This is a genomic window from Bacillus sp. SSR7 (assembly GCF_055902415.1).
The window spans coordinates 789,351-811,366 of record NZ_JBVVXV010000001.1 but is presented as its reverse complement, the minus strand read 5'-3'; the positions used below and the strand labels follow the sequence as shown (position 1 = coordinate 811,366).

Annotated in this window: 20 protein-coding genes, 2 pseudogenes and 1 other annotated feature; of the genes and pseudogenes, 17 read left to right on the top strand and 5 right to left on the bottom strand. The window is 34.0% G+C overall.

What is annotated here, in order from left to right; all coding sequences use genetic code 11:
- Positions 1–197 (top strand): hypothetical protein (locus tag AC0NJG_RS03975; RefSeq protein WP_474062872.1); only part of this gene is annotated, 197 nt, incomplete at its 5' end.
- Positions 198–662: 465 nt separating this feature from the next.
- On the opposite strand, the gene AC0NJG_RS03970 is transcribed toward AC0NJG_RS03975, so the two are convergent.
- The 3 genes from AC0NJG_RS03970 to AC0NJG_RS03960 are packed head-to-tail and all read right to left on the bottom strand — an operon-like array spanning position 663 to position 4,096.
- Positions 663–1,853, bottom strand: a complete 1,191-nt coding sequence (locus tag AC0NJG_RS03970) for a glycosyltransferase family 4 protein (protein ID WP_088327373.1) — start codon at positions 1,851–1,853, stop codon at positions 663–665.
- Positions 1,854–1,856: 3 nt separating this feature from the next.
- Positions 1,857–2,810, bottom strand: coding sequence for an NAD-dependent epimerase/dehydratase family protein (locus AC0NJG_RS03965; protein ID WP_474062871.1), 954 nt, complete (start codon positions 2,808–2,810; stop codon positions 1,857–1,859).
- Complete coding sequence (locus AC0NJG_RS03960; RefSeq protein ID WP_474062870.1) at positions 2,807–4,096, bottom strand: UDP-glucose dehydrogenase family protein; 1,290 nt, start codon at positions 4,094–4,096, stop codon at positions 2,807–2,809. Before AC0NJG_RS03960 ends, AC0NJG_RS03965 begins: the two co-directional genes overlap by 4 nt.
- 196 nt (positions 4,097–4,292) lie before the next feature.
- Here AC0NJG_RS03960 and AC0NJG_RS03955 point away from each other — a divergent pair, with 196 nt between their 5' ends.
- Positions 4,293–5,114 carry a UTP--glucose-1-phosphate uridylyltransferase gene (locus AC0NJG_RS03955; protein ID WP_474062869.1) on the top strand — a complete coding sequence of 274 codons (822 nt, stop codon included), beginning with the start codon at positions 4,293–4,295 and terminating at the stop codon, positions 5,112–5,114.
- 749 nt (positions 5,115–5,863) lie between these two features.
- On the opposite strand, the pseudogene AC0NJG_RS03950 reads toward AC0NJG_RS03955, so the two are convergent.
- A pseudogene (locus tag AC0NJG_RS03950) lies at positions 5,864–6,042 on the bottom strand (Y-family DNA polymerase); the annotation flags it as partial.
- A gap of 1,486 nt (positions 6,043–7,528) precedes the next feature.
- On the opposite strand from AC0NJG_RS03950, the gene mreC reads away from it, so the two are divergent.
- On the top strand, positions 7,529–8,290 hold the full coding sequence (gene mreC / locus AC0NJG_RS03945; protein ID WP_474062868.1) for a rod shape-determining protein MreC: 762 nt from the start codon (positions 7,529–7,531) through the stop codon (positions 8,288–8,290).
- A gap of 580 nt (positions 8,291–8,870) precedes the next feature.
- Here mreC and AC0NJG_RS03940 read toward each other — a convergent pair.
- On the bottom strand, positions 8,871–9,677 hold the full coding sequence (locus tag AC0NJG_RS03940; protein ID WP_474062867.1) for a hypothetical protein: 807 nt from the start codon (positions 9,675–9,677) through the stop codon (positions 8,871–8,873).
- Between the two features lie 109 nt (positions 9,678–9,786).
- Between AC0NJG_RS03940 and AC0NJG_RS03935 the strand changes: the two genes are divergently transcribed.
- From AC0NJG_RS03935 to AC0NJG_RS03870, 14 genes and pseudogenes are all read left to right on the top strand, one after another.
- Entirely contained in the window at positions 9,787–10,434 is a 648-nt protein-coding gene (locus AC0NJG_RS03935) for an HD domain-containing protein (protein WP_087995112.1), read from the top strand.
- On the top strand, positions 10,431–12,326 hold the full coding sequence (locus AC0NJG_RS03930) for an ABC-F family ATP-binding cassette domain-containing protein (RefSeq protein ID WP_000783207.1): 1,896 nt from the start codon (positions 10,431–10,433) through the stop codon (positions 12,324–12,326). Before AC0NJG_RS03935 ends, AC0NJG_RS03930 begins: the two co-directional genes overlap by 4 nt.
- Positions 12,327–12,401: 75 nt before the next feature.
- A complete protein-coding gene (locus AC0NJG_RS03925) occupies positions 12,402–13,133 on the top strand; it encodes a Bax inhibitor-1/YccA family protein (protein ID WP_001260642.1) in 732 nt (243 codons plus the stop codon).
- Positions 13,134–13,239: 106 nt separating this feature from the next.
- Complete coding sequence (locus AC0NJG_RS03920) at positions 13,240–13,494, top strand: DUF4318 domain-containing protein (protein ID WP_087952362.1); 255 nt, start codon at positions 13,240–13,242, stop codon at positions 13,492–13,494.
- 159 nt (positions 13,495–13,653) lie between these two features.
- A complete protein-coding gene (locus tag AC0NJG_RS03915) occupies positions 13,654–13,989 on the top strand; it encodes a single-stranded DNA-binding protein (protein WP_074570400.1) in 336 nt (111 codons plus the stop codon).
- A gap of 547 nt (positions 13,990–14,536) precedes the next feature.
- On the top strand, positions 14,537–15,664 hold the full coding sequence (locus AC0NJG_RS03910; RefSeq protein WP_474062866.1) for a conserved virulence factor C family protein: 1,128 nt from the start codon (positions 14,537–14,539) through the stop codon (positions 15,662–15,664).
- Between the two features lie 3 nt (positions 15,665–15,667).
- Entirely contained in the window at positions 15,668–16,051 is a 384-nt protein-coding gene (locus AC0NJG_RS03905; protein ID WP_087952364.1) for a thiol-disulfide oxidoreductase DCC family protein, read from the top strand.
- Between the two features lie 83 nt (positions 16,052–16,134).
- Positions 16,135–16,569 (top strand): BrxA/BrxB family bacilliredoxin, encoded by a 435-nt coding sequence (locus tag AC0NJG_RS03900; protein ID WP_000063713.1) that lies wholly within the window; start codon positions 16,135–16,137, stop codon positions 16,567–16,569.
- Between the two features lie 49 nt (positions 16,570–16,618).
- On the top strand, positions 16,619–17,395 hold the full coding sequence (locus AC0NJG_RS03895) for a class I SAM-dependent methyltransferase (protein ID WP_474062865.1): 777 nt from the start codon (positions 16,619–16,621) through the stop codon (positions 17,393–17,395).
- Positions 17,396–17,435: 40 nt separating this feature from the next.
- Positions 17,436–17,650, top strand: a binding site (T-box leader).
- 44 nt (positions 17,651–17,694) lie between these two features.
- The gene (gene argS, locus AC0NJG_RS03890) at positions 17,695–19,383 is read left to right on the top strand and encodes an arginine--tRNA ligase (RefSeq protein ID WP_474062864.1); all 1,689 of its coding nucleotides are present in this window, start codon (positions 17,695–17,697) and stop codon (positions 19,381–19,383) included.
- Positions 19,384–19,553: 170 nt separating this feature from the next.
- A complete protein-coding gene (locus tag AC0NJG_RS03885) occupies positions 19,554–19,883 on the top strand; it encodes a DUF2085 domain-containing protein (RefSeq protein ID WP_087952367.1) in 330 nt (109 codons plus the stop codon).
- 29 nt (positions 19,884–19,912) lie between these two features.
- Complete coding sequence (locus AC0NJG_RS03880) at positions 19,913–20,131, top strand: hypothetical protein (RefSeq protein ID WP_087952368.1); 219 nt, start codon at positions 19,913–19,915, stop codon at positions 20,129–20,131.
- Positions 20,132–20,354: 223 nt separating this feature from the next.
- Positions 20,355–21,233, top strand: coding sequence for a class I SAM-dependent methyltransferase (locus AC0NJG_RS03875; protein ID WP_087952369.1), 879 nt, complete (start codon positions 20,355–20,357; stop codon positions 21,231–21,233).
- Positions 21,227–22,003: pseudogene (locus AC0NJG_RS03870) on the top strand (endonuclease/exonuclease/phosphatase family protein). Before AC0NJG_RS03875 ends, AC0NJG_RS03870 begins: the two are co-directional and overlap by 7 nt.
- The last annotated feature ends 13 nt before the right edge of the window (positions 22,004–22,016 follow it).

The following is a 22,016-nucleotide window of genomic DNA, read 5'->3' as shown; positions in this document are numbered from 1 at the left end:
AAGACGAAGACGAAGAAGAGGACGAAGAAGAAGAAGAAGAGGACGAAGACGAAGACGAAGAAGAAGACGAAGAAGACGAAGAAGAGGACGAAGACGAAGAAGACGACGAAGAAGACGAAGAAGAAGACGAAGACGAAGAAGAAGAAGAAGAAGAAGAAGAAGAAGAAGATGAAGAAGACGAAGAAGAAGACGCATAAAATAATTGATACTTAAAAACGCTTGGCTTCTCCAAGCGTTTTTTTGCTCTCTACATACATAATAGTTAAAAATGTGAACTTCTAAATATAGGAAGAGGTTGACCCTAGGTAGGCATTAGCCTATATTTTTATTTTATAGTACAGAAATTTCACAAGGAAACGAGATACAATCCATATTAGTCGATAAGGTATACAAATTTGCATTTGGCCGAATCAAGGATAAAAAATTTTAATTGTGAGAACAATTATTTGTAGTTATTTTGTATTTAATTGTTTCCTTGCTATATTAAATCATCTTGTAAAAGAAACGGGGAAAAGATTAATGGATCATTCTTACTCCATTGAGTTTACCCTATAAAAACTTTGTACGGAAAGAAAATTTTATTTGTATCAAAAATATTTAATTCTATTTAGCTCTATGTTTAAATTTTGTGGACCTGAATGAAAATGGATAATACCGGTAGTTTAAATGATTTGAATTTTGAGAGGGCGTAATAAGTTTTTAGAAGGTTGATTTGCAGATTCTGCGACTTGCTTATATACCTGATCAAGTTTTGTCGCTGTATGTTTAAATGTAAAGTTTTCTTCTACAACCTTTCTTCCGTTTTCAGCAATCCATTGCGCAAATTCTCGTTGGGATAACAAAGCGTGGACAAGTCTGGCAAACTCCATTGGATTATTATACTGTTCTACTAGGCAGCCGTTATATTCATCTGTTATAACTTCAGCATTTCCCCCACGATTTGTTGTAATAATTGGGATTCCAGCAGCCATTGCTTCATAATGAACACGTGCTAATGGTTCGTTCCATTGTGAGCTACATATAAATATATCCCCCATTAGAAAAATATTATGAATTTGATCTGCAGGAATAAATTTGGTGAAAATTACGTGTTCTTTAATTGGCCTAGCCATTTTATATAGCCTTTTAACATATTTATTTACTCGGTTATCACTAAACCATTTACCACCCACAATTACAAGTACCGTATCCTTATGTGTTTGAATAATTTTCTTCATAGCATGAATGAGTAAATCAGGTCCTTTATTTTTGCATAATCGGCCAACAAATAGAATCACCTTTTTATCTTGGATACCGTATTTTGTACGAAATGCATTTCTTATCTTTTGTCCTGTAGGTGTCCAGATGGAGGGGGATTGTTTTAAATTTACACCAGAGTAGACAATAGAAATCTTTTCTTCAGCTTGTGGAAATCTTTCAATCACAGTTTGTTTAATATAGTTGCTAACGGTCACGATGGCGGTAACCATTTCAAGAATAAGATTGCCTTCATAAATGGATAGTTTATGCTCAGCAAACATGTCGTTATGAAGACCTAATACAAATTTACTATGTGGAGAAGCTTGTTTATATAGAGGTATATTTTTGGGTCGATTAAAGACATGTATAATATCAAAAGTATTGGTTTGGAGTGTTCTTATAACATGCTGTTCATATTCTTTTTGAGGAAAATACACGTAATTGACATTATCTTGTGTTTTTTGATTTGGAAGACTTGGATCTGAAATTGAGAAAATAGTAAGTTCATAATCTTGACTTATATAGGGGGACACTCCATCAATCATCATTTGAATTGCTCCACCTTTAATTGCCGGAGATGGTAATTTTTCTGTACATATATATGCAATTTTCATAAACTAATCCCCTTTGTATAGTTTTTTTATATAATGAAATTCTGCTTCCAACCCATCGGATAGAGAAACTGTTGGAGAATATTGCAGTAATGTACTGGCCTTAGATATATTTGCCCATGTTTGCTTCGGTTCCCCAGGAACTGATTTTAGGAACTTTTTGCTTGCTGATTTCCCTGATATTATTTCCAACATAGAAATGATGTCTAAAATGGATGCTTGTTCTTTTCCACCGATATTTATAACTTCACCTACTATATTTTTTTTTGCTTCTAACGCGGCTACTGTTCCTCGTATACAGTCATCAATATAGGTAAAATCACGTGTTTGTGTGCCATCACCAAATATTGTGAGAGGTTTATCTTCTAGCAGTTGTTTAATTAATCTATGAAATGCCATATCAGGACGCTGTCTTGGCCCATAAACTGTGAAATATCTTAAAATAACAATTGGTATGTGAAAATTTTTGTGATAAACATGACATAAGTGTTCACCACTTAATTTGGTAACACCGTAGGGAGAGAGGGGCGTAGGTAATGAATCCTCAGAAACTGCGCCGGATTTTTCACCATAAACAGAAGATGTTGATATATGAATGAATTTATCTAATTTTATGTGTTTACAGGCTTCAAGCAACTGCTGTGTAGCCATTATATTATTTGAAACATAAGGCTGGAAATCTTTTCCCCAACTTGTTCTCACACCAGGAATAGCAGCTAGATGATAAACAACATCTATATCTTTTAATAGTTTCGATAAATCTGTATTTAAAATATCTTCTTGTATGAATTGGAAACGCGAATTCAATTTGAGAGATTGTATATTATCTGTCTTTAAAGTAGCTGGAGTAGGACCGATGAAATGATCAATTCCAACTACATGATATGCACTATTTTTAAGTAACGCTTGACACAAATGTGAGCCAATGAAACCAGCGGCTCCCGTTACAAGTATTTTCATGACCGACCCACTCCAATATATTGTAATCCGTATTTTTCTATTTCATCTTTTTCAATGCAATTGCGTCCATCTACGATTGTGCATCCCTTCATAACTTGTTTGACTTGTTTCCAATTAAGTGTTGTAAATTCATCCCATTCCGTTGCTATAATAATACAATCAGAATTTGTGATTGAAGATTCTAGGTTACCATGCTGTGTAATTTGTTTTTTTAAATGTGAAGGAAGAAGAGCTTTTGGGTCATAAGCATGTAGATCATAGCCATGAGGAATTAATTTTTCAAGAAGTATTACGGCAAGGGAGCTACGAATATCATCAGTATTTGGCTTAAAGGAAATTCCTAACACCGTTATTTTTTTTGAAAAGGGTTCTTTTATAGCTTTTTGAATTTTTTCAACATAGAGATCTATTTGTGTGGAGTTAATGGATTGTACAGCATTTAAGATAGGAACTGCTACGTGCCTATCATTTGCTGTATAGATGAGTGAATGTAAATCTTTTGGAAAGCATGATCCTCCATATCCCATTCCCGCCTGGAGAAAATGAGGGTTAATTCGAAAGTCATGGCCAATTCCTTTTGCTACCTCAAGAATATCAATGTTATATGCATCACAAATCCGAGCGATTTCATTAATAAATGAGATTTTTGTAGCTAAAAATGCATTGGATGTATATTTAATCATCTCTGCTTCATTTAGACCAGTACAAACAAAAGGAGCACTAATTCCTTTATATATATTCTGCATAATTTTTAAAGACTTTGTGTCACCTTTTTGGATTCCTATAATAGTTCTATCTGGGATGAGCATATCACGAACAGCAGAACCTTCACGAAGAAATTCAGGATTAGAAACAATGTTAAATAGGGATGATGAAACACCAGATTTAATAAGTTTTTCACATATTTCTTGATTTGTACCTGGTGGAACTGTACTTTTGATAATAATACTTTTATACGATGTTATAGCTGGAACTAGTAGATCGATAACAGAATAGATATATTTTAAATCCGTCTTTCCACTTGATGTAGAGGGAGTCCCTACAGCAATAAAAATAATGGGCGATTGTCGAATAGCACTATCAATATCACAACTGAATTGTAATCGTTTTCGATTTTTGTGAATAAGTTCTTTTAAATTGGGTTCATAAATGGGGCATTCTCCCTTTTGGAGAGAGTAAATTTTATCTGGATCTTTATCTACGCATATAACATCATGACCTAAGTCTGCTAATACTGCTGCTGATGTAATACCAACATAACCAGAGCCTATAATACATATCTTCATATGCTACTCACCTTTCTAAACTTAGTACTAGTTGTAACATTATATTGATGGACAAGTTGGATTGGTGACAAGTAAAAGGGCCTATTCATATAAGCGATGAAAGTAGGCAGAAGGTAAAGGCCTCTTTTGATTTCATTATGCGCAGGTACAGAGGGTGCTGAATACATTGTTATAAACAATTGAAGGAGAGAGATTAGTGATTAAAAAAGCCATTATTCCAGCAGCTGGTTACGGCACGAGGAGCCTTCCAATTACAAAGGTAATTCCAAAAGAAATGTTTCCTATAGGTAATAAACCCGCGATTCATTATATTGTGGAAGAGGCTGTGAAGTCAGGTGTTGAGCAAATATTAATTGTACTTTCTAGTAGAAAGGATTTAATAGTTGATTACTTTGATCAATCATTAGAATTGGAGGCTTTTTTGGAAAAAGAGAAAAAACCTCATCTGTTAAAAGAGCTTACTGTCCCTAAGGTTCAAATTCATTATATAAGACAGCCATATGCGAAAGGACTTGGTGAGGCGATAAAATTAGGTGAAACATTTATTGGTAATGAACCTTTTGCTGTACTCTTACCAGATGATATTGTAGTTTCAGATAAAGAAACCGCTTTAAGCCAGTTAATTAAAATTTATAAAAAGAAGAAAAATAGTGTAATAGGCATTCATAGGGTACCAAATGAATGTGTAGAAAAGTATGGTATTATTGAAGGGAATATTGTAAGAGAAGATTGTATAGATGTTACAAATATTGTTGAAAAACCAAAAGTAAACCCTCCATCTAATCTCGCAGTAATTGGTAGATATGTTTTCACACCGGATATCTTTCCATTATTAAAAAAGCTTCAACCTGGTGTTGGGGGGGAATATCAATTAACAGATGCGATACATTCTTTAATTATGACTAAAAAAGTATATGGAAAAATGATTGAGGGTAAACGATTTGATATTGGACAAGAAGATGAATATATGCAGCTTCTTAACCTTTTATATGCAAAAAATAAAGTAAGTAAGCATTGATTTATGGAAAAAGATTTAATCAATATCCATTTTAAATTAACAAGCAATTCCTGAAGATTTGATGAAACATATGTAAAAGTTAAGGGAATGAGGAATATCTATGTCGTATCTCTGGGACAGTAGGGGATGGGGTTACAATCAACTTTTACTAATAAAAAAGAAAAGATCATATGACTGTAGAGCGTTTTTTCAAAAAAGTCTCGCGGTCTTATCAGATTTTTTAGCTTTTTGCAATTACAATAGGGCAGAATGCACAATAACTGATTATAATTGCAAATGCAAAAAAGAGAAAAGATAACAAACAGCATCTATACTAGATGCTTTTTTCTTTGTTATATAAAAATTACACATTAAACGATTTTAATAGATATATTAGTTATAGTTGGGGAGAATCATCATATAATGATACTGAACGGTATCCAACCTGTTCCCCTATTTTTTTCAAAAGAGAGCACTTATTGTGAGAGTGCTCTCTTTTGTTTTCACTTTTTGAGAAGGACAAGCATATATTGGATAGAAGGACAGGCTTACAGGTTTGTAATTTATTTTAATGCTAATTGAAAACTACTTATCACATTAAAGGAGTCCCTACTAGCACAGGTGCTTTCTTTTTATTGAATAAAATGGACACTTGAGCAGATAATGCTTCCGGGAGCTACCCGCCACTTAACGTCCTAACGGACTGTTTGAAGTGAGGGCTTCCCAGTTAATCATTACTTTTGATAGCTAACGAATTTGTCTTAAGACAGCCGAACTAACTTGTTTTGTCTTCTAAGTTGATACCAAACTTCTTCAATATGTTCTAGTAAAACAATCGGAAATTCTTCTATTGTATAGTCACGCATTAGAATTTGGCTTTTTTGATTGAAGGGATATACTTTTCTGAAATACAGCTGAAGTCAATGCCGTTGCTATGCAAGTGCAATTCCTATCCAAATAAAATGACGTTTGTTCTTACTTTAAATAAATTGGCGTTCTTTTATAAAGTTTTTTAGCTTACTTCTGCATAAAGAAAAGACACTGTACAGTGATTTTTTATATTGATATAGCTCTAAAGAAAATGATAACAGTTTGCATTTATATTGAAAAATTTTAATTATAAAATATAAAGTGTTCATTTTAACAAATTAGTTATTTAGTAATCAAAAAAATAGGAGTGCCTGAAGAGCACTCCATTATGCCAATGACAACACTATAAAAATATATGAGTGGTTTAACTAAATATGTTTTTATTTTTATATTTTAAACAAAATCCTTTTAAAAATGAAAGAGCACCCTGAAAAGTGCTCTTTCATCTAAACATACATTGAAAAAGAATACACGACATTGTATTTATGTTTTTAATGGTGGTGCAATTTTGATACAAAACCTTTATTAAAATTGAATCAACCCCAAGCTGCGCTTCAAGGGGGTGAAAATCGAGAAGTATTATTAAGTTGGAAGTAAAGTTATTGCAATTGTCGATACTATAATAATAACTGTTAGGGACTTTAATAGTATAAATAATTATTGATTATAAAAATATATGAATTTCAAGAAATTGAACAAAAACGTTACTTTGTACGTCAAGCTAGTCAGTATAATTAAATAACGGCTTGATGAAAAAAGAAGCCCTGCATGAAATGTTTCAGTGCTTGACTAGGATAAGTTATGTCATACTCACAAGCGATTTTAACATGGATCTAGAGGTAAATAAATTGGAGAATGTGTCCAATTGTTCTGTAGCCATTATTTTAAACAAAAAACTATTTGGTATGTAATTAGAAGAGCACTTAGGAAAGTGCCCTTTTGTAAAGATTATTCAGTCTAAAAAGAGAGGATGCAATATATCATATGTAGTCATGTTTGTTAATTGTATGTCTTTTATAAAAAATTTTATTTTGTCATAAATAAAAAGGTGGTTCTTTTTACAACCATCAACCAACTCCAGTAATGAAGAGCACTTTTTTCGAAAATGGAATATGAAATAGTCTGAAAAAAGTTATAGGATGTAACCTCATTTTTCTAATTCAAGTGACGATCTTAATTTATATAAAAGCCCAGTTAGTAAAAGCTAACTGCTTATTCTAAAGATAACAATCTTATGTGTTTGTGAAGATGTATGTGATTAAAAATATATAAGAGCAAAATAAAAAGGAACAGCACTTCTGTGGTGACATATATCGTTGCAGCTCTTTAGAAAAAATTCTAGTTCGTCAATAATCGGTAAATTCATATTAAAAACACCATCCTTTCCTATAATTCTACAGAAAAGATAACGTTTTTGGAATTTGAGTAGTTAATGGCCGTGTATAGTAGGGCTTATAGGGAAGAAAACCTTAATAATATTTATATAAAAATTATTAAATCTTAATATACTCTTTAGTTATTCCTATTAAAATTTATATTGATTATACAAGAAAGGAATAATTATGATGTTTAGAAGAATGTTAAGTTGTAAAATAGTGTTACTTTTGCTAATTATGGCGGCTATATTAACTGTAGTGTATTTTTTTATGAATAATAATTATATAAAAAACGTCTCTAAAAATATCGAAGAAACTCATCAAATATATGAAGAGAATAGACTTTTAAAAAAGAGACTACAGCAGTATGAAGTAGTAAATGCACGAATTTATATGTTGAAAAATGATAAAGAGAATTTAGAAAAACTATACAATAAGAATAAAGAATTAAAGGAACAGGGAACACATAAATTTATGAATGCTACTGTAATAAATCGTACGTTGGACAAATGGTATGATCGGGTTGCTATTGATAAAGGGGCACAACATGGTATAAAGCGTGACATGTCTGTAATTACAACAGACGGTTTTAATGGGAAGGTAGAAAGTGAAGAGCAGTTTACCTCTATCGTAAATTTGATGTCTAAAGATGAAAGAACGAATCGTTTGGCAGTAACATTGCAAACTGATCAATCTATTCTAGGGTTTGTTACAGGGTACGATGAGAAGAAGAAAGTTCTTAAAATTGAAAACATCCCAAAAGATAAGGCTGAAAAAATTAATAAAGGTGATAAATTTGTTACATCTAGTCTAAGTACGAAGATAATATCTGGTCTTGAAGTAGCAGAAGTGGTGAATCAAGAGTCAGATAAATATGGTCTTACTCAAATCATTTATGCCAAACCAAAAGCAAATTTGTATGATTTGGAACATGTTATTTTATTAGAGTAAAAAATTATGTATAAGTGCTAACAAGTTTGCAAACGAACTTGCTAACACTTAAAAAGAATAGACATAAATTATCGCTGATATGTCGTCTTTGAAAATAGCTTTAATCCCTTAAATCGCACTTATACGAAATGCTCACAAAAACAGTCTTAATATCAAGAATAAAAACAGCCACGAATTAATAACAAGTAGTGATATCGTGGAAAAACCTTATCAGATAAACAAGTATTTAATAAGACTTATGAAACGAAATGAAACTATATAATAGGAAGGTATATTTTCCGTACGCAAGTTCAACAATGAGAACGGTAATAGCTATTTATCAAAATGATTATAATTCAAGATTTATCGTAGAAATTTATGTTAAAAGAATCGTTTTAAATTAGAATTCAAGCTAATACAGTTTAATTAAAAGGTTATTATTTGCTCACATTTTGCTCACAAATAATATAAAAACACGTAAAAAATATGAAATACCCTTTTGAAGTAGAATATAATATAACAAATAAAAAGCGTCACAAATGCTTGTATAACAGGCACTTGTGACGCTTTTATAGTTTTATTTAATAAAAAATAAACAACCCTAAAACTGCTCATTCTTCTCCCAAGATTCTACAATATAATGCGCAATTGTCGGATTAAATCCTTTCCCAACTAAAAACATAATCGCAGCAACTTCTGTTAATGCGTGTTCGTGAGATGTATGTTTTGCTTCATTTAAACCGTAATCTACCCAAGGTTTTACGAAATCTAGTACAGGTTTCTTTAAAGGCAAAAATTGTGTGCCGACAACTTGCTGAATTTGTTGTTGTGTCGGTTCTGTAATTGGTCCAGGTGGTAAGATTTGTGGTTGTGTAATATCTAATGTTGGTCCAGGCGGTAAAATTTGTGGTTGAGTTGGATCGATTGTTGGTGGTTTAGGTGGTGAGACACGTGCGTCATAGTTTGGTTGATACATTTGTTGTTGGTATTGCGGTTGTTGTGGTTGAGTTGGGTATGGGTTTTGTTGGTATTGTTGTTCTTTATTTTGTGGTGCTGCATATGGATTTTGCTGAAATTGTTGTTCTTTATTTTGTGGTGCTACATATGGATTTTGTTGAAATTGTTGTTCTTGATTCTGTGGTGCTACATATGGATTTTGTTGAAATTGTTGTTCCTGATTTTGTGATTCTGCATATGGATTTTTAGGATATTCAAAATTTGGACGTGTGTCATAAGGGTTTTGAGGGTATTCAGGTCCTTGTTTTTGTGGTGTTACGTATGGATTTTGTTCATATTGTTGCTCTTGCTGTTGTAACTCTTGTTCTTCATATTGTTCTGTATATCTTTGTTCTTGTTGCTGAGGGTAAAATGGTTGTTGTGGGTAAGGCGGTTGATTATTATAGAACATGTTTATTCCTCCTTCATGATGATGCCTACCACCTAGTGTATGGGCGGACAAGAAAATATGTGATGAAAAAATGCGGGCGTGTTACAATAAGTAACTGGGTGAAGATAAAATGACAAAACAAGAAAAGATTCAAAAAACAATTACTTTTGTAAAACATATTTTAGAAAAAGATGCGAGTGGGCATGATTGGTATCATATTGAGCGTGTACATAAACTGGCGATTTCTTTATCCGAGCAAGAAGGAGGAAATCGTTTTATAATTGAAATGGCAGCATTACTTCACGATGTGGCAGATGAGAAGTTAAATGAAAGTGAAGAAGCAGGAATGAAAAAAGTTTCTGATTGGTTAGAAGAGTTACATGTTGAAGAAGAGGACAGTAAGCATGTTCTTCATATCATCGCCAATATGTCTTATAAAGGTGGTCATGGCGGTAAAGTGGAGTCAATTGAAGGGAAGATTGTTCAAGATGCAGATCGTTTAGACGCTCTTGGTGCAATTGGAATAGCTCGCACATTTGCGTATGGCGGGGCGAAAGGGAGATTAATGTATGATCCAACTATTCCTCCTCGTGAAGTGATGACGAAAGATGAATATAGAAAAAATAATGACCCATCTTTAAATCATTTTTATGAAAAACTTTTAAAACTAAAAGGCTTAATGAATACGAATGCAGCAAAACAAGAGGCTGAAGTTCGTCATCGTTATATGGAACAGTTTATTGAACAATTTATGAAAGAGTGGAATGCACAAATATGAAAATGTTAACTGTGGAAAACTTATCAAAATCATATGGAGAGAAACCGTTATTTGATGGATTATCATTTAGTATTGCAGAAGGACAACGTGCCGGAATTATCGGTGTAAACGGTACTGGTAAATCAACTTTATTAAAAATTATTGCAGGGGCAGAAATTCCTGACACAGGTGATATGACTCATTCACGTGGATATACAATTAGTTATTTATCACAGCAACCAGAGTTTGATGAACAATTAACAGTATTAGAGCAAGTCTTCCATGGTGATACACCTTTAATTCGTCTTCTTCGTGATTATGAAAAGGCGCTATTACATATCGAAAAAGATCCAAGTAATGAAAAGGTACAGGAACAATTATTTGCAGTGCAACAACGTATGGACGCAATGAGTGCGTGGGAAGCAAATGCGAATGCAAAATCGTTATTAACGAAACTAGGAATTACGGATTTCACAGCAACTGTTGGAAATTTATCTGGTGGGCAGAAAAAACGTATTGCGATGGCGCAGTGTTTTATTGAAACACCGGATCTATTAATTTTAGATGAGCCTACGAACCATCTTGACCATGAGACAGTTGAGTGGTTAGAGGAATATTTAGCAAGGTACACAGGTGCGGTATTACTTGTAACCCATGATCGTTATTTCTTAGATCGTGTGACGAATCGTATTTTCGAATTAGATAATGGAAAATTGTATAGTTATGAAGGAAATTACAGTACGTTTTTAGAAGCGAAAGCACTTCGTGAAGAACAAGAACTTGCGCAAGAATCAAAACGTCAAAACTTATATCGCCGTGAACTAGCGTGGATTCGCCGTGGTGCAAAAGCTCGTTCGACAAAGCAAAAGGCACGTATTCAACGTTTTGAAGAGTTAAAAGGTCAAGAAGGGCCAGCTGCAAAACAGTCAGTTGATATTGCGCTTAGCGGTAGTCGCCTTGGGAAAAAAGTACTTGAGTTAAAAGATGTAACGAAAAAATTTGGCGATAAAACAGTATTAAACAACTTCAATCATATCGTGAAACCAGGCGATCGTATCGGAATTATTGGAGCGAATGGGAGCGGGAAATCTTCGCTATTAAATATGCTTGCAGGTAAAATATCTCCTGATAGTGGTGAAATTGAAGTTGGACAAACAGTAAAAATTGCTTACTATACGCAAGAAAATGAAGAAATGAATTTAAACCAACGTATGATTGAATACATTAAAGAAATCGCGGAAGTCATTCATACGACAGACGGAAAAGTAATTGGTGCGTCTCAAATGTTAGAACGTTTCTTATTCCCACCGCATTCACATGGTACACCGCTTGGCAAATTATCTGGTGGCGAGAGAAGACGTTTATATTTATTACGTATATTAATGGGAGAACCGAACGTACTATTACTGGATGAGCCTACGAATGATCTAGATACACAAACATTAACTGTGTTAGAAGATTATTTAGAAGATTTCCCAGGTGTCGTTTTAACTGTATCGCATGACCGTTACTTCTTAGATAAAGTAGTAGATGAATTGTTCATCTTTACGGGAGAAGGAGAAGTGCGCGAATTTCTAGGTAGTTATACGGATTACTTAGAAATGGAAAAAACGAGAGAACTTATTGAGAAAGCGGAAGTGCAGAAAGAGAAAAAAGTAGTAGAAGAAGCACCGAAGCAACAACGTAAGCGTAAACTTTCATATAACGAGCAGCGCGAATGGGAAACAATTGAAGATACAATTGCGGAACTTGAAGAAAAGCTAGAATCAATTGGAGAAGAGCTTGCGAATGTTGGTTCTGATTTTACGAAAGCGCAAGAATTGTCTGAAGCACAACAAAAAACAGAAGAAGAGTTAGAAAAAACGATGGAAAGATGGAGTGAACTATCCGACATTGTTGAAGGATTAAAATAAAAACAAGCTGCATATATTGAAAAGTAAAGAGAAAAACTTTACACTATTGGTAGAACCTATTTTAGGAGGGAAAAAATGAGAACATCTAATCCAATGTTGAAAAAAGAGGCATTCCGTAAAGAAGGAGCAAGTGCTTCGGCGATGACTATTGGCGGAACAGTAGGCAAAACGTTTATTATGCTTATCTTGCTACTTGCAACGTCTGTCTATTCATACATACAGATGATAGAGGGTACGATGAAGATGCCAGTATTAATTGGCGCTTTAATCGTTGCGGCAATCATCGCATTTGCGTCTATGTTCTTCCCGCGTATTTCACCTTTTGGTGCACCAATCTATGCGGCAGTAGAAGGGGTTGTATTAGGTAGTATTTCAGCTGTTTATACAATGAAGTTTGGCGATTCTATCGTTTTAAATGCTGTATTACTAACAATCTCAATTCTATTTGCGATGTTAGTGTTATATGCAACACGCGTAGTAAAAGTAACGGATAAATTCCGTACAGGCGTGATGGCAGCAACACTTGGAATTATGGTTATGTATTTAGTCGTATTTCTACTAAACATGTTCGGTGTAACTGTTCCGTACATTCACCAAGGTGGTACAATCGGTATTATTATTAGTGCAGTTGTTATCGTAGTTGCTGCATTAAACTTATTACTAGATTTCGATTTAATCGAAAATGGTGTACGTAGTCAAGCTCCGAAATATATGGAGTGGTACACTGCAATGGGACTAATGCTTACATTAGTATGGTTATACTTAGAAATTCTTCGTTTCGTTTCTTACTTTACGAAAAATGACTAATAAAAAAATCCTGCGTGAAAAATGCAGGATTTTTTTATTTTCAAAGATAAATTGATGATGTGGTATAATATGGATGTTGGTAACCTTAAATTGAAGGGGATGGAATATGATGAAAGAGAAGAAAGGGATTATGAAAAAACTATTTTCTAAAAGTTTTTTCATAGAACTAGATGATGCTTTAACGTATCCACCGGGAGAAGTTATTACTTCAGCTATTGAAAGTTATGCAGCTGAATGTAATGAACAACTGAAATTTGAGAGTAAAGTAAAACCGATAACTTTTTACTTAGAAGAAGTATTATATCGTGCGGAAATCAAGATGGCCCGCGGAGGATATTACATTTCATGCAGTGAAGTATAATTTTTTGAAACCGTACATGTTTAAAGGATGTACGGTTTCTTTTTTGTTTTTATAAGATATAAAAATATATTTTTTATTATAAAGTATATTATTTTAAGCTTTTTACCCTTCACACATTTTTCTTTACAATGAAGAAAAATATGAGAGGTGGTATAACTTATGATGAATCGAGTTGTATTAATCGGTAGATTGACAAAGGAGCCAGAATTATACTACACAAAGCAAGGTGTTGCGTATGCACGAGTATGTGTTGCAGTGAATAGAGGTTTTCGAAATAGTTTAGGTGAACAACAAGTCGATTTTATTAATTGTGTCATATGGCGAAAATCGGCTGAGAATGTAACTGAATATTGTACGAAGGGCTCTCTTGTTGGGATTACAGGGCGTATTCAGACGAGTAACTACGATGATGAGCAAGGCAAGAGAGTATATAGAACGGAAGTTGTGATTGAGAGTATTACCTTTTTGGAGAGAAGGCGGGAGGGGGCATCGTAATAAAAGGTGATTTTAAGTAATAGCTTCGGAAAAAATTGTGGAAAGTATTTTAATAAACTTAAAGAAGGGATACCGCCAGCTTTTTTGAAAAAACAAGTAAAGAGTATACAAAATGTTATGACGTTTTTTGGCTAATCCAGTAACAAACGAGAACCGTAAAACCCATTACAGGATAGGAATGTATAAAAAGATGAATCAAGTGATAGAAAATAAAAAAGGAGGATCCCTTCGGAGCGTAAGGAATCCTCCTTTTTGTTGCTACCGATAACGAAAATTATGTACATAAGTTATCTATATGACCAGCTTATTATATTTTTTTGCTTAGCGTGTTTTTTCAAAAATACTGGCGATGCCTCAAGAAATGGATAAAAAATAAAAATCATCGGAAACGAAAGCTTTTAAAACCTCATTCCTAATTTGAAATGTAAATAGAATAAAATAGTATGGTAGCGGGAAGAAAGTAGTAAAATTAAGCATCCCAGTAGGAGTATAGAGTGATAACATGTTACAATACACCTAAGAACACGCAATAAAGGAGAGTTTTTACGTGAAGATTAAAGCAATTGAACCGACGCCAAGTCCAAATACAATGAAAGTTATTTTGAATGAAGTATTACCATCAGGAGCACGTAATAATTATACAAATGAAAATAAAGAACAAGCACCAATGCAAGTGCAAGAAATTTTGAAAATTGAAGGTATTAAAGGTGTGTATCATGTAGCTGACTTTTTAGCAGTCGAGCGAAATGCAAAGTATGACTGGAAAGTTTTATTACAACAAGTTCGTGCTGTTTTCGGCGAAGAAGTAGTAGAAGAAAGTGAAGAACAACAACTTGCTCATTTTGGAGAAGTGAAGGTGTTTGTTCAAATGTTCTTTACAATTCCAATGCAAGTAAAGTTAACAGATGGAACGACGGAAGAACGTGTTGGTTTACCAGATCGTTTTAAAGAATCCATTATGAAAGTACAAATGTCTGCACCAAACGTTGTAAAAGAGCGTAAATGGGTGGAACAAAGTACACGTTACGGTAATTTTGAAGAAATCGGGAAAGAAGTAGTAGAAGAGATTGTTGCTGCTTATCCGGAAGAACGTGTAAATGAAACGGTTAAAGAATTATTAAACCAAGCAGGTGCTGTTGAAGTAACGATTCAAAAGCGTGAGCCATATAAAGTAACAGAAGAGATGATGAAAGATGCGGACTGGAAAAATCGTTTTGCAGCATTAGAACAAATGGATCCTACAGAAGAAGATATTCCAGTGTTGAAGATGGCGTTAGATGATGAAAAAGTTTCAATCCGCCGTTTAGCAACAGCTTATTTAGGTATGGTAAAAGGTGATGGAGTATTGCCGTTATTATATAAAGCGTTATTAGATCGTTCAGTAAGTGTTCGCCGTACAGCGGGCGATTGCTTATCAGATGTAGGTGATCCAGCAGCGATGTTCGTTATGATTAAATCTCTGAAAGATCCAAGTAAATTAGTTCGCTGGCGTGCAGCGATGTTCTTATTTGAACTAGGAGACGAAAGTGCGATTCCTGCATTAAAAGCAGCGCAAGATGATCCAGAGTTTGAAGTAGCTATGCAATCGCGCTTAGCATTAGAGCGTATTGAAGGCGGCGAAGAAGCAAAAGGTTCTGTATGGAAACAAATGACGGAGTCTCGTAAAGGGGAATAATGTATGATTGTTTTCTATGATAGTTGGTGTCCGATGTGTACGGCGGTTGCAGAACGTACGAAAAAATTAGATAAAAAGGGTAAGATGAAATTTGTTTCATTTCGAGATGAAGATGTAGTTGAGAAGTATGAACTTTCTCAAGAACTACAAAGTAAGATGGAACAAAGATTGTATATTTTTAAAAATAATAAATGGTATGACGGCATTCATAGCATACATGTATTAGCAAAGGCCGTTCCATCTTATTGGCTTGCCGTACCTTTTATAAAGCTATCTATCGTACTTGGTTTTGGAAGTAAAGTATACGATTATATCGCTAACAATAGAAAGCTGGTCCCAGTTGGACATTGCCGCGAAGGGATTTGTGAAATCCCTACAAAAAAATGAAATCATCGTTATCTTTCTTTTGCACCTATTAATAGAGCGTGATATGATGAATTTGGAATGAAAGTTGAAGGAGAGATTACAAGATGTCAAATGCTTATGAAGAATACATGCGCCAAATGGTAATCCCGATGCGTCAAGAATTAGTGCGTTCTGGGTTTGAAGAGTTAACTACAGAAGAAGCTGTAACAGAATTTATGGAAAACGTAACAGGTACAACTTTAGTAGTTGTAAACTCTGTTTGTGGTTGTGCAGCTGGTTTAGCACGTCCATCAGCAGGTCAAGCGGTTGTTCGTGCTGAAAAACAACCTGACCATCTTGTAACTGTATTCGCAGGTCAAGATAAAGATGCTACTGCAAAAATGCGTGAATACTTCGGAGAAATTCCTCCATCTTCACCATCTATGGCATTATTAAAAGGAAAAGAAGTTGTTCACTTCATTCACCGTCATGAAATTGAAGGTGCAACTATGGATGAAATTATTACGAACTTAGAGCAAGCTTTCGAAAAGAATTGCTAAAGAAGGGGGAGAGTAAATCTCCCTCTTTTCTTTATATAGAGGTGAAACAATGATAGTAACAACAGCAGGAAGAACGAACAAAGAAATGACAGATTATGCAAATAAGGTAGCGGCAGAATTAAATCGTTCTTTCGTTAAACGTAATGACATACCAGTACATAAGCTGCATGAGCAGTATGAACAAGATGTGCTTGTCGTAGGAAAGAACCGATTAGCTATTTATCCAAAAGGTACGGAAGAATCGTTTTTCTTTCATCCAAACTCGGCGATGTTTCGTGTGAAAAGATTAATGCGCGGAGAACACGATCCGTTTGTACAAGCCACGCAATTAGAGAGTGGAATGACAGTGTTAGATTGTACGCTCGGTATGGCATCAGATAGTATTGTGGCTAGCTATATTGTTGGTGAAAGCGGAAAAGTAACAGGACTTGAAGGCAATGAATATATGGCTTATATTATGGAAAATGGTTTGAAAACATGGTCTTCATCCGTTTCTGAAATTGATGAAGCAATGCAACGAATTGATGTAAAGCAAACTGAGCATTACGCATTTTTAAAACAATGTGAAGATAATAGTTATGATGTCGTATATCTTGATCCGATGTTTGAAGAAACTGTTATTGAATCAGATGGAATAAAAGGATTAAAACACTTCGCTTTGTATCAAGATATTACTGATGATACAATTGCAGAAGCGAAGCGTGTGGCGAGAAAGCGTGTCGTTCTGAAAGACCATTTCCGTAGTTCTAGATTTGAAAAACATAATTTTCACGTATACAAAAGAAAAAGTGCTAAGTTTCACTTTGGTGTAATTGACCCTTGCTAATTGTTTGAAAAGATGTATAATAAGCAATAATTAATTAAATATACTGTCGGTGATGAAGAGAGTAGTCTTTTTTAGAAGGAAAGCGAGCTGGGGATGGTGTGAGCCTAGTGTGGAAGAAAAAGATGAAGCGCACTTCGGAGATGCTTCTTGAACGAATAGTAGAGTAAGCCGAGGCCCCCTGTCCTCGTTATAAACGGGAAAGTGGTTCGTAATGAACAACAAGGGTGGTACCACGGGTTTAAACTCGTCTCTTTTTAGAGACGAGTTTTTTGTGTTTTAAAAAATAAGGAGGTTAAATTATGGATTATAAAATGCATTTTGCGGAAAGTTTATCTAATATTTTCACGAATGAATTAACGCAAAAACAAATTTTAGATTTAATCGAAACACCGAAACAAGATGAATTTGGAGATGCAGCCTTCCCATGCTTTTTATTAGCGAAGCAATATAAAAAAGCACCTGCTATTATCGCAAAAGAAGTTGCAGAGAAATTAAGTGATCCGTTTTTTACGAAAGTAGAGGCCGTCGGTCCTTATGTAAATGTATTTTTTAATCGTGAAATTGTAAGTGATGTAGTATTAAAAACGGTTTTAGCGGAGAAAGAAGAGTACGGCCAAAATCATTTTGGATGTGAAAAGACTGTAGTTATCGATTATTCGTCTCCTAATATCGCGAAACCCTTTTCAATGGGGCATTTACGTTCTACAATGATTGGAAATTCACTGAAACATATTGCTGAAAAATGTGGTTATGAAGTTGTAGGAATTAATTATATTGGGGATTGGGGAACACAGTTTGGAAAGTTAATTACCGCCTATAAAAAATGGGGAAATGAAGCAGTAGTGAAAGAGGATCCAATCCGTGAATTATTTAAGTTATACGTTCAATTCCATGAAGAGGTAAAAGACGACGAAGAACTAGAAGAAGAAGGGCGTGCTTGGTTTAAGAAATTAGAAGAAGGTGATGAAGAAGCTGTTGAGCTTTGGAATTGGTTCCGTCACGAATCCTTAAAAGAATTTTCTCGTATTTATGAACTTCTCGGTGTTGAATTTACTAATTTTCAAGGAGAAGCTTTTTATAATAATTTAATGGAAGATTTTATTGGGATTTTAGAGGAGCATGATTTGCTTGAAGAGTCAGAAGGCGCGTTAGTCGTTAATTTAGAAGAAGAGGGAATGCCGCCTTGCTTAATTAGAAAATCCGATGGTGCAACGATTTACGCAACGCGTGACTTAACGGCAGCGTTATATCGTCAAAACACATATGCATTTGATAAAGCCCTTTATGTAGTTGGCCCGGAACAAAGTTTACACTTTAATCAATTTTTCACTGTATTAAAAAAGCTTGGTTACAATTGGGTAGAGGGCATGGAACATGTACCGTTTGGGTTCATTTTAAAAGATGGTAAGAAAATGTCCACACGTAAAGGAAGAGTTATTTTACTCGAAGAAGTACTTGAGGAAGCAATCGAACTTGCAAAACAAAATATTGAAGAGAAAAATCCAAACTTAAAACAGAAAGAAGAAGTAGCGAAGCAAGTTGGTGTTGGCGCAGTTATCTTCCACGATTTAAAAAATGAACGTATGCATAATATTGAATTTTCATTACAAAACATGCTGAAATTTGAAGGAGAAACAGGACCGTACGTACAGTACACACATGCACGTGCTTGCTCTATTTTAAGAAAAGAAAGTGTAGAATTTGAAACGTGTACGTTTGCATTAAAAGATGATTATAGCTGGAGCGTCGTAAAATTACTCAATAAATTCCCACAAGTAATTGAAATAGCTTTCAACAAAAATGAGCCATCAATCATTTCAAAATATGTCTTAGATGTAGCACAATCGTTCAATAAATATTATGGAAATGTGCGTATATTGGAAGAGAGCGAAGAGAAAGATAACAGACTTGCATTAGTGTATGCTGTGACGGTTGTATTAAAAGAGGGATTACGTTTACTTGGGGTGGATGCTCCTCAGGAGATGTAAAATAAAGCTATAGTAAAAAAGACAAATTAGGAGATCATTAACCTAATTTGTCTTTTTTTATTTTGCCGACTAAGCCTTGAAACTATAAGAAGTTATATGTTATGAAATGTAAGAACTCTATAATTATGTTGTGAAATCAATTAAAATATTTGTAGAGAGGATGATCTGTATTGATTCGAGGTTTTATTTTGCATATTCCTTGTCATAGAATACCGGAGAGGAGTTTTCTTAAACTACAAAAAAACATACCTTTATGTGCACGATGCACAGGTATGCTGATTGGTTTCTGTATGTTTCCAATTTACTTTTTAATAACACCTTCGTTTAGTCTCTCATTATTGCTATCCTTTTTTGCTCAAATTCCATTATTAATCGATGGATTCAGCCAAAAGTGGAAATGGCGAAGCAGCACAAATTTGTTAAGAGTAACTACCGGCTTATTAAGTGGAAATGGTATGGGACTATTTATTGCATCTAGTATTATATGGATTATATCTTAAACCACATATTAACGGAGGTAAATACTTACATGTTCTGGATTTACATAATTCTAATTTTTATATCAGGTGGAAGTGGAATTGGTTTTATCATTTATGAAAAATATATAGAAGCAACAATAGCTTTTGTTATTTGCATATTATTTATGGTACTACTATATTTTTATTTAAAAAGAAGCAAAAAAAAGAGAAATTTAGATTGTGAAGTAATAGATTGTACGGATTGCTCGGATTGTGATTGTACTAACTAATCTTCTGTTTATTTCGATATTATTATAAAAGGGTTGTATATCGTTTCAGGTATGTAATCCTTTTTACTTTTTCAAGATTAATTTGTTGAATAGGCGGAGGGTAAAGAGCGTGTGCAATATAACGTTTTAATTAGAACTCAACAGCGCTAAAATTTTTAGAAACATAGGAATCCGTTTATCAAATGGAGAACTATAGTTTTGTATATAAAAGGAGGCGTAGGTTTTGGAAGAGTATGATTGGAACAGCAAACTAATATATTTAAAAAACACAAGAGATTTATATTACAACGACGATTATGTAAGTTTTTTAGTAAATACAGTTTGGAAGATTACTAAGCCAGTACATATTGTTGATTTCGGTTGTGGATATGGTTATTTAGGCTTAGTATTAATGCCGTTACTTCCAGGAGGTTCAAAGTATACAGGTATTGATAGTGGAGAAACATTACTTGCTGAAGCGAGAGAGTTGTTTCGTTTACTTCCATATGAGACACAATTTCTTGAGGGAGATGCTACAGAAATTGAATTGAACGATACATATGATATAGCAATCTGTCATGCCTTCTTATTACATATGAGTTCACCAAAAACAATGCTACAAAAAATGATGCATTCAGTTAAAAGTGGAGGGAAAATAATTTGTTTTGAGCCACATTGGATATCAAATATGTCTTCATATTATATAAATGGAGAGAAACAATCGGAAATTATTAGGCTAGGTGCTTTGCAGCAATTATTTGAAAGTGACACGCAGAGAAGCGGAAAAGATGGAAATATTGGTATGAAAATACCGACGTTTTTAAGTGAACTAGGCGTGAAAAATATTGAATGTAGAGTAAGTGATAAAGTGAACTTTTTAGATTCTAATATGCATCATAATGATAAAGAAAAGTTGTATCACTCATTAAAAGAAGAAGGGATTGCAGGAGATCCAGGTGATAAACAGCGATTTATAGAACGTTTAATGGCTAGAGGATTAACATATGATGATGCGCTAGCTCAATATGAAGCTGAACTCCGATTTTTTAAAGCATTTCAAATGCATTCTTCTTTAGTATATGCTCCGAATATGAAAATTACATTTGGTGACGTAGAATGTTGAAAGATAGCGATTTATTAAGGATTGCTACCTTCAATATATGGAACCATGATAGTCTTTGGGTGGAGAGATTAGAAGCTATTTGTGAGGAGATTCGAACTATTTCTCCACATATTCTTGCTCTACAGGAGGTTAGAAGTTGTGTTAATTTGAATTCAAAGAAAAATGTTGCACAGTATATAGCAAATCAAGTAGGGTATCCGTTTTGTATATTTAAGGAGTACCCTGATTCTCCAGATGAAGGCCTAGCCTTTTTAAGCAAAATACCTATTATAGCTGAAGAAGCAATTTGGGAAACCGACATAGAGGAATTGAATTATTGTGCCATTCAAAGCATCTTTACATATAAAGATTGTAAGTTTGGAGTAATGAATGTTCATTTAAATTGAAAATCTAATAGGATAAGACAAGAACAAATGAATGCCGTGAATAATTGGATTGCAAATAGAGTAAGTGATTACGAATTATTATGTGGTGATTTTTATGATGATGAACATTCAAGGGTTCATGAAGATTTAATTAGAAATCACTGGATAGATGTAGCGCAGCTTAAAGAAGTTCAACCAACTTTAGATTATAGAAAGAATCCGAATTTAAGAGGAGAGGTAAAGAAAGATAAAAGGTATGACTGGATTATGATGCAAGAAAATGACCTATTGAGACTTCCTATAATTGAAAACGTATCTATATTTGGGGATTCGGCACTAACTTCATCTGGCGTATTTCCTAGTGACCATTACGGTGTTTTTGTAGATTTGAAATTTAATAAATGAGAAAAATGTCATT

Coding starts and splice junctions, on each gene's coding strand:
- AC0NJG_RS03935 (WP_087995112.1), top strand. CDS start 9,787: ATGACAAAACAAGAAAAGATTCAAAAAACAATTACTTTTGTAAAACAT.
- AC0NJG_RS03965 (WP_474062871.1), bottom strand. CDS start 2,810: ATGAAAATACTTGTAACGGGAGCCGCTGGTTTCATTGGCTCACATTTG.
- AC0NJG_RS03920 (WP_087952362.1), top strand. CDS start 13,240: ATGATGAAAGAGAAGAAAGGGATTATGAAAAAACTATTTTCTAAAAGT.
- AC0NJG_RS03930 (WP_000783207.1), top strand. CDS start 10,431: ATGAAAATGTTAACTGTGGAAAACTTATCAAAATCATATGGAGAGAAA.
- AC0NJG_RS03940 (WP_474062867.1), bottom strand. CDS start 9,677: ATGTTCTATAATAATCAACCGCCTTACCCACAACAACCATTTTACCCT.
- AC0NJG_RS03915 (WP_074570400.1), top strand. CDS start 13,654: ATGATGAATCGAGTTGTATTAATCGGTAGATTGACAAAGGAGCCAGAA.
- mreC (WP_474062868.1), top strand. CDS start 7,529: ATGTTTAGAAGAATGTTAAGTTGTAAAATAGTGTTACTTTTGCTAATT.
- AC0NJG_RS03880 (WP_087952368.1), top strand. CDS start 19,913: ATGTTCTGGATTTACATAATTCTAATTTTTATATCAGGTGGAAGTGGA.
- AC0NJG_RS03900 (WP_000063713.1), top strand. CDS start 16,135: ATGTCAAATGCTTATGAAGAATACATGCGCCAAATGGTAATCCCGATG.
- AC0NJG_RS03905 (WP_087952364.1), top strand. CDS start 15,668: ATGATTGTTTTCTATGATAGTTGGTGTCCGATGTGTACGGCGGTTGCA.
- AC0NJG_RS03970 (WP_088327373.1), bottom strand. CDS start 1,853: ATGAAAATTGCATATATATGTACAGAAAAATTACCATCTCCGGCAATT.
- argS (WP_474062864.1), top strand. CDS start 17,695: ATGGATTATAAAATGCATTTTGCGGAAAGTTTATCTAATATTTTCACG.
- AC0NJG_RS03925 (WP_001260642.1), top strand. CDS start 12,402: ATGAGAACATCTAATCCAATGTTGAAAAAAGAGGCATTCCGTAAAGAA.
- AC0NJG_RS03960 (WP_474062870.1), bottom strand. CDS start 4,096: ATGAAGATATGTATTATAGGCTCTGGTTATGTTGGTATTACATCAGCA.
- AC0NJG_RS03895 (WP_474062865.1), top strand. CDS start 16,619: ATGATAGTAACAACAGCAGGAAGAACGAACAAAGAAATGACAGATTAT.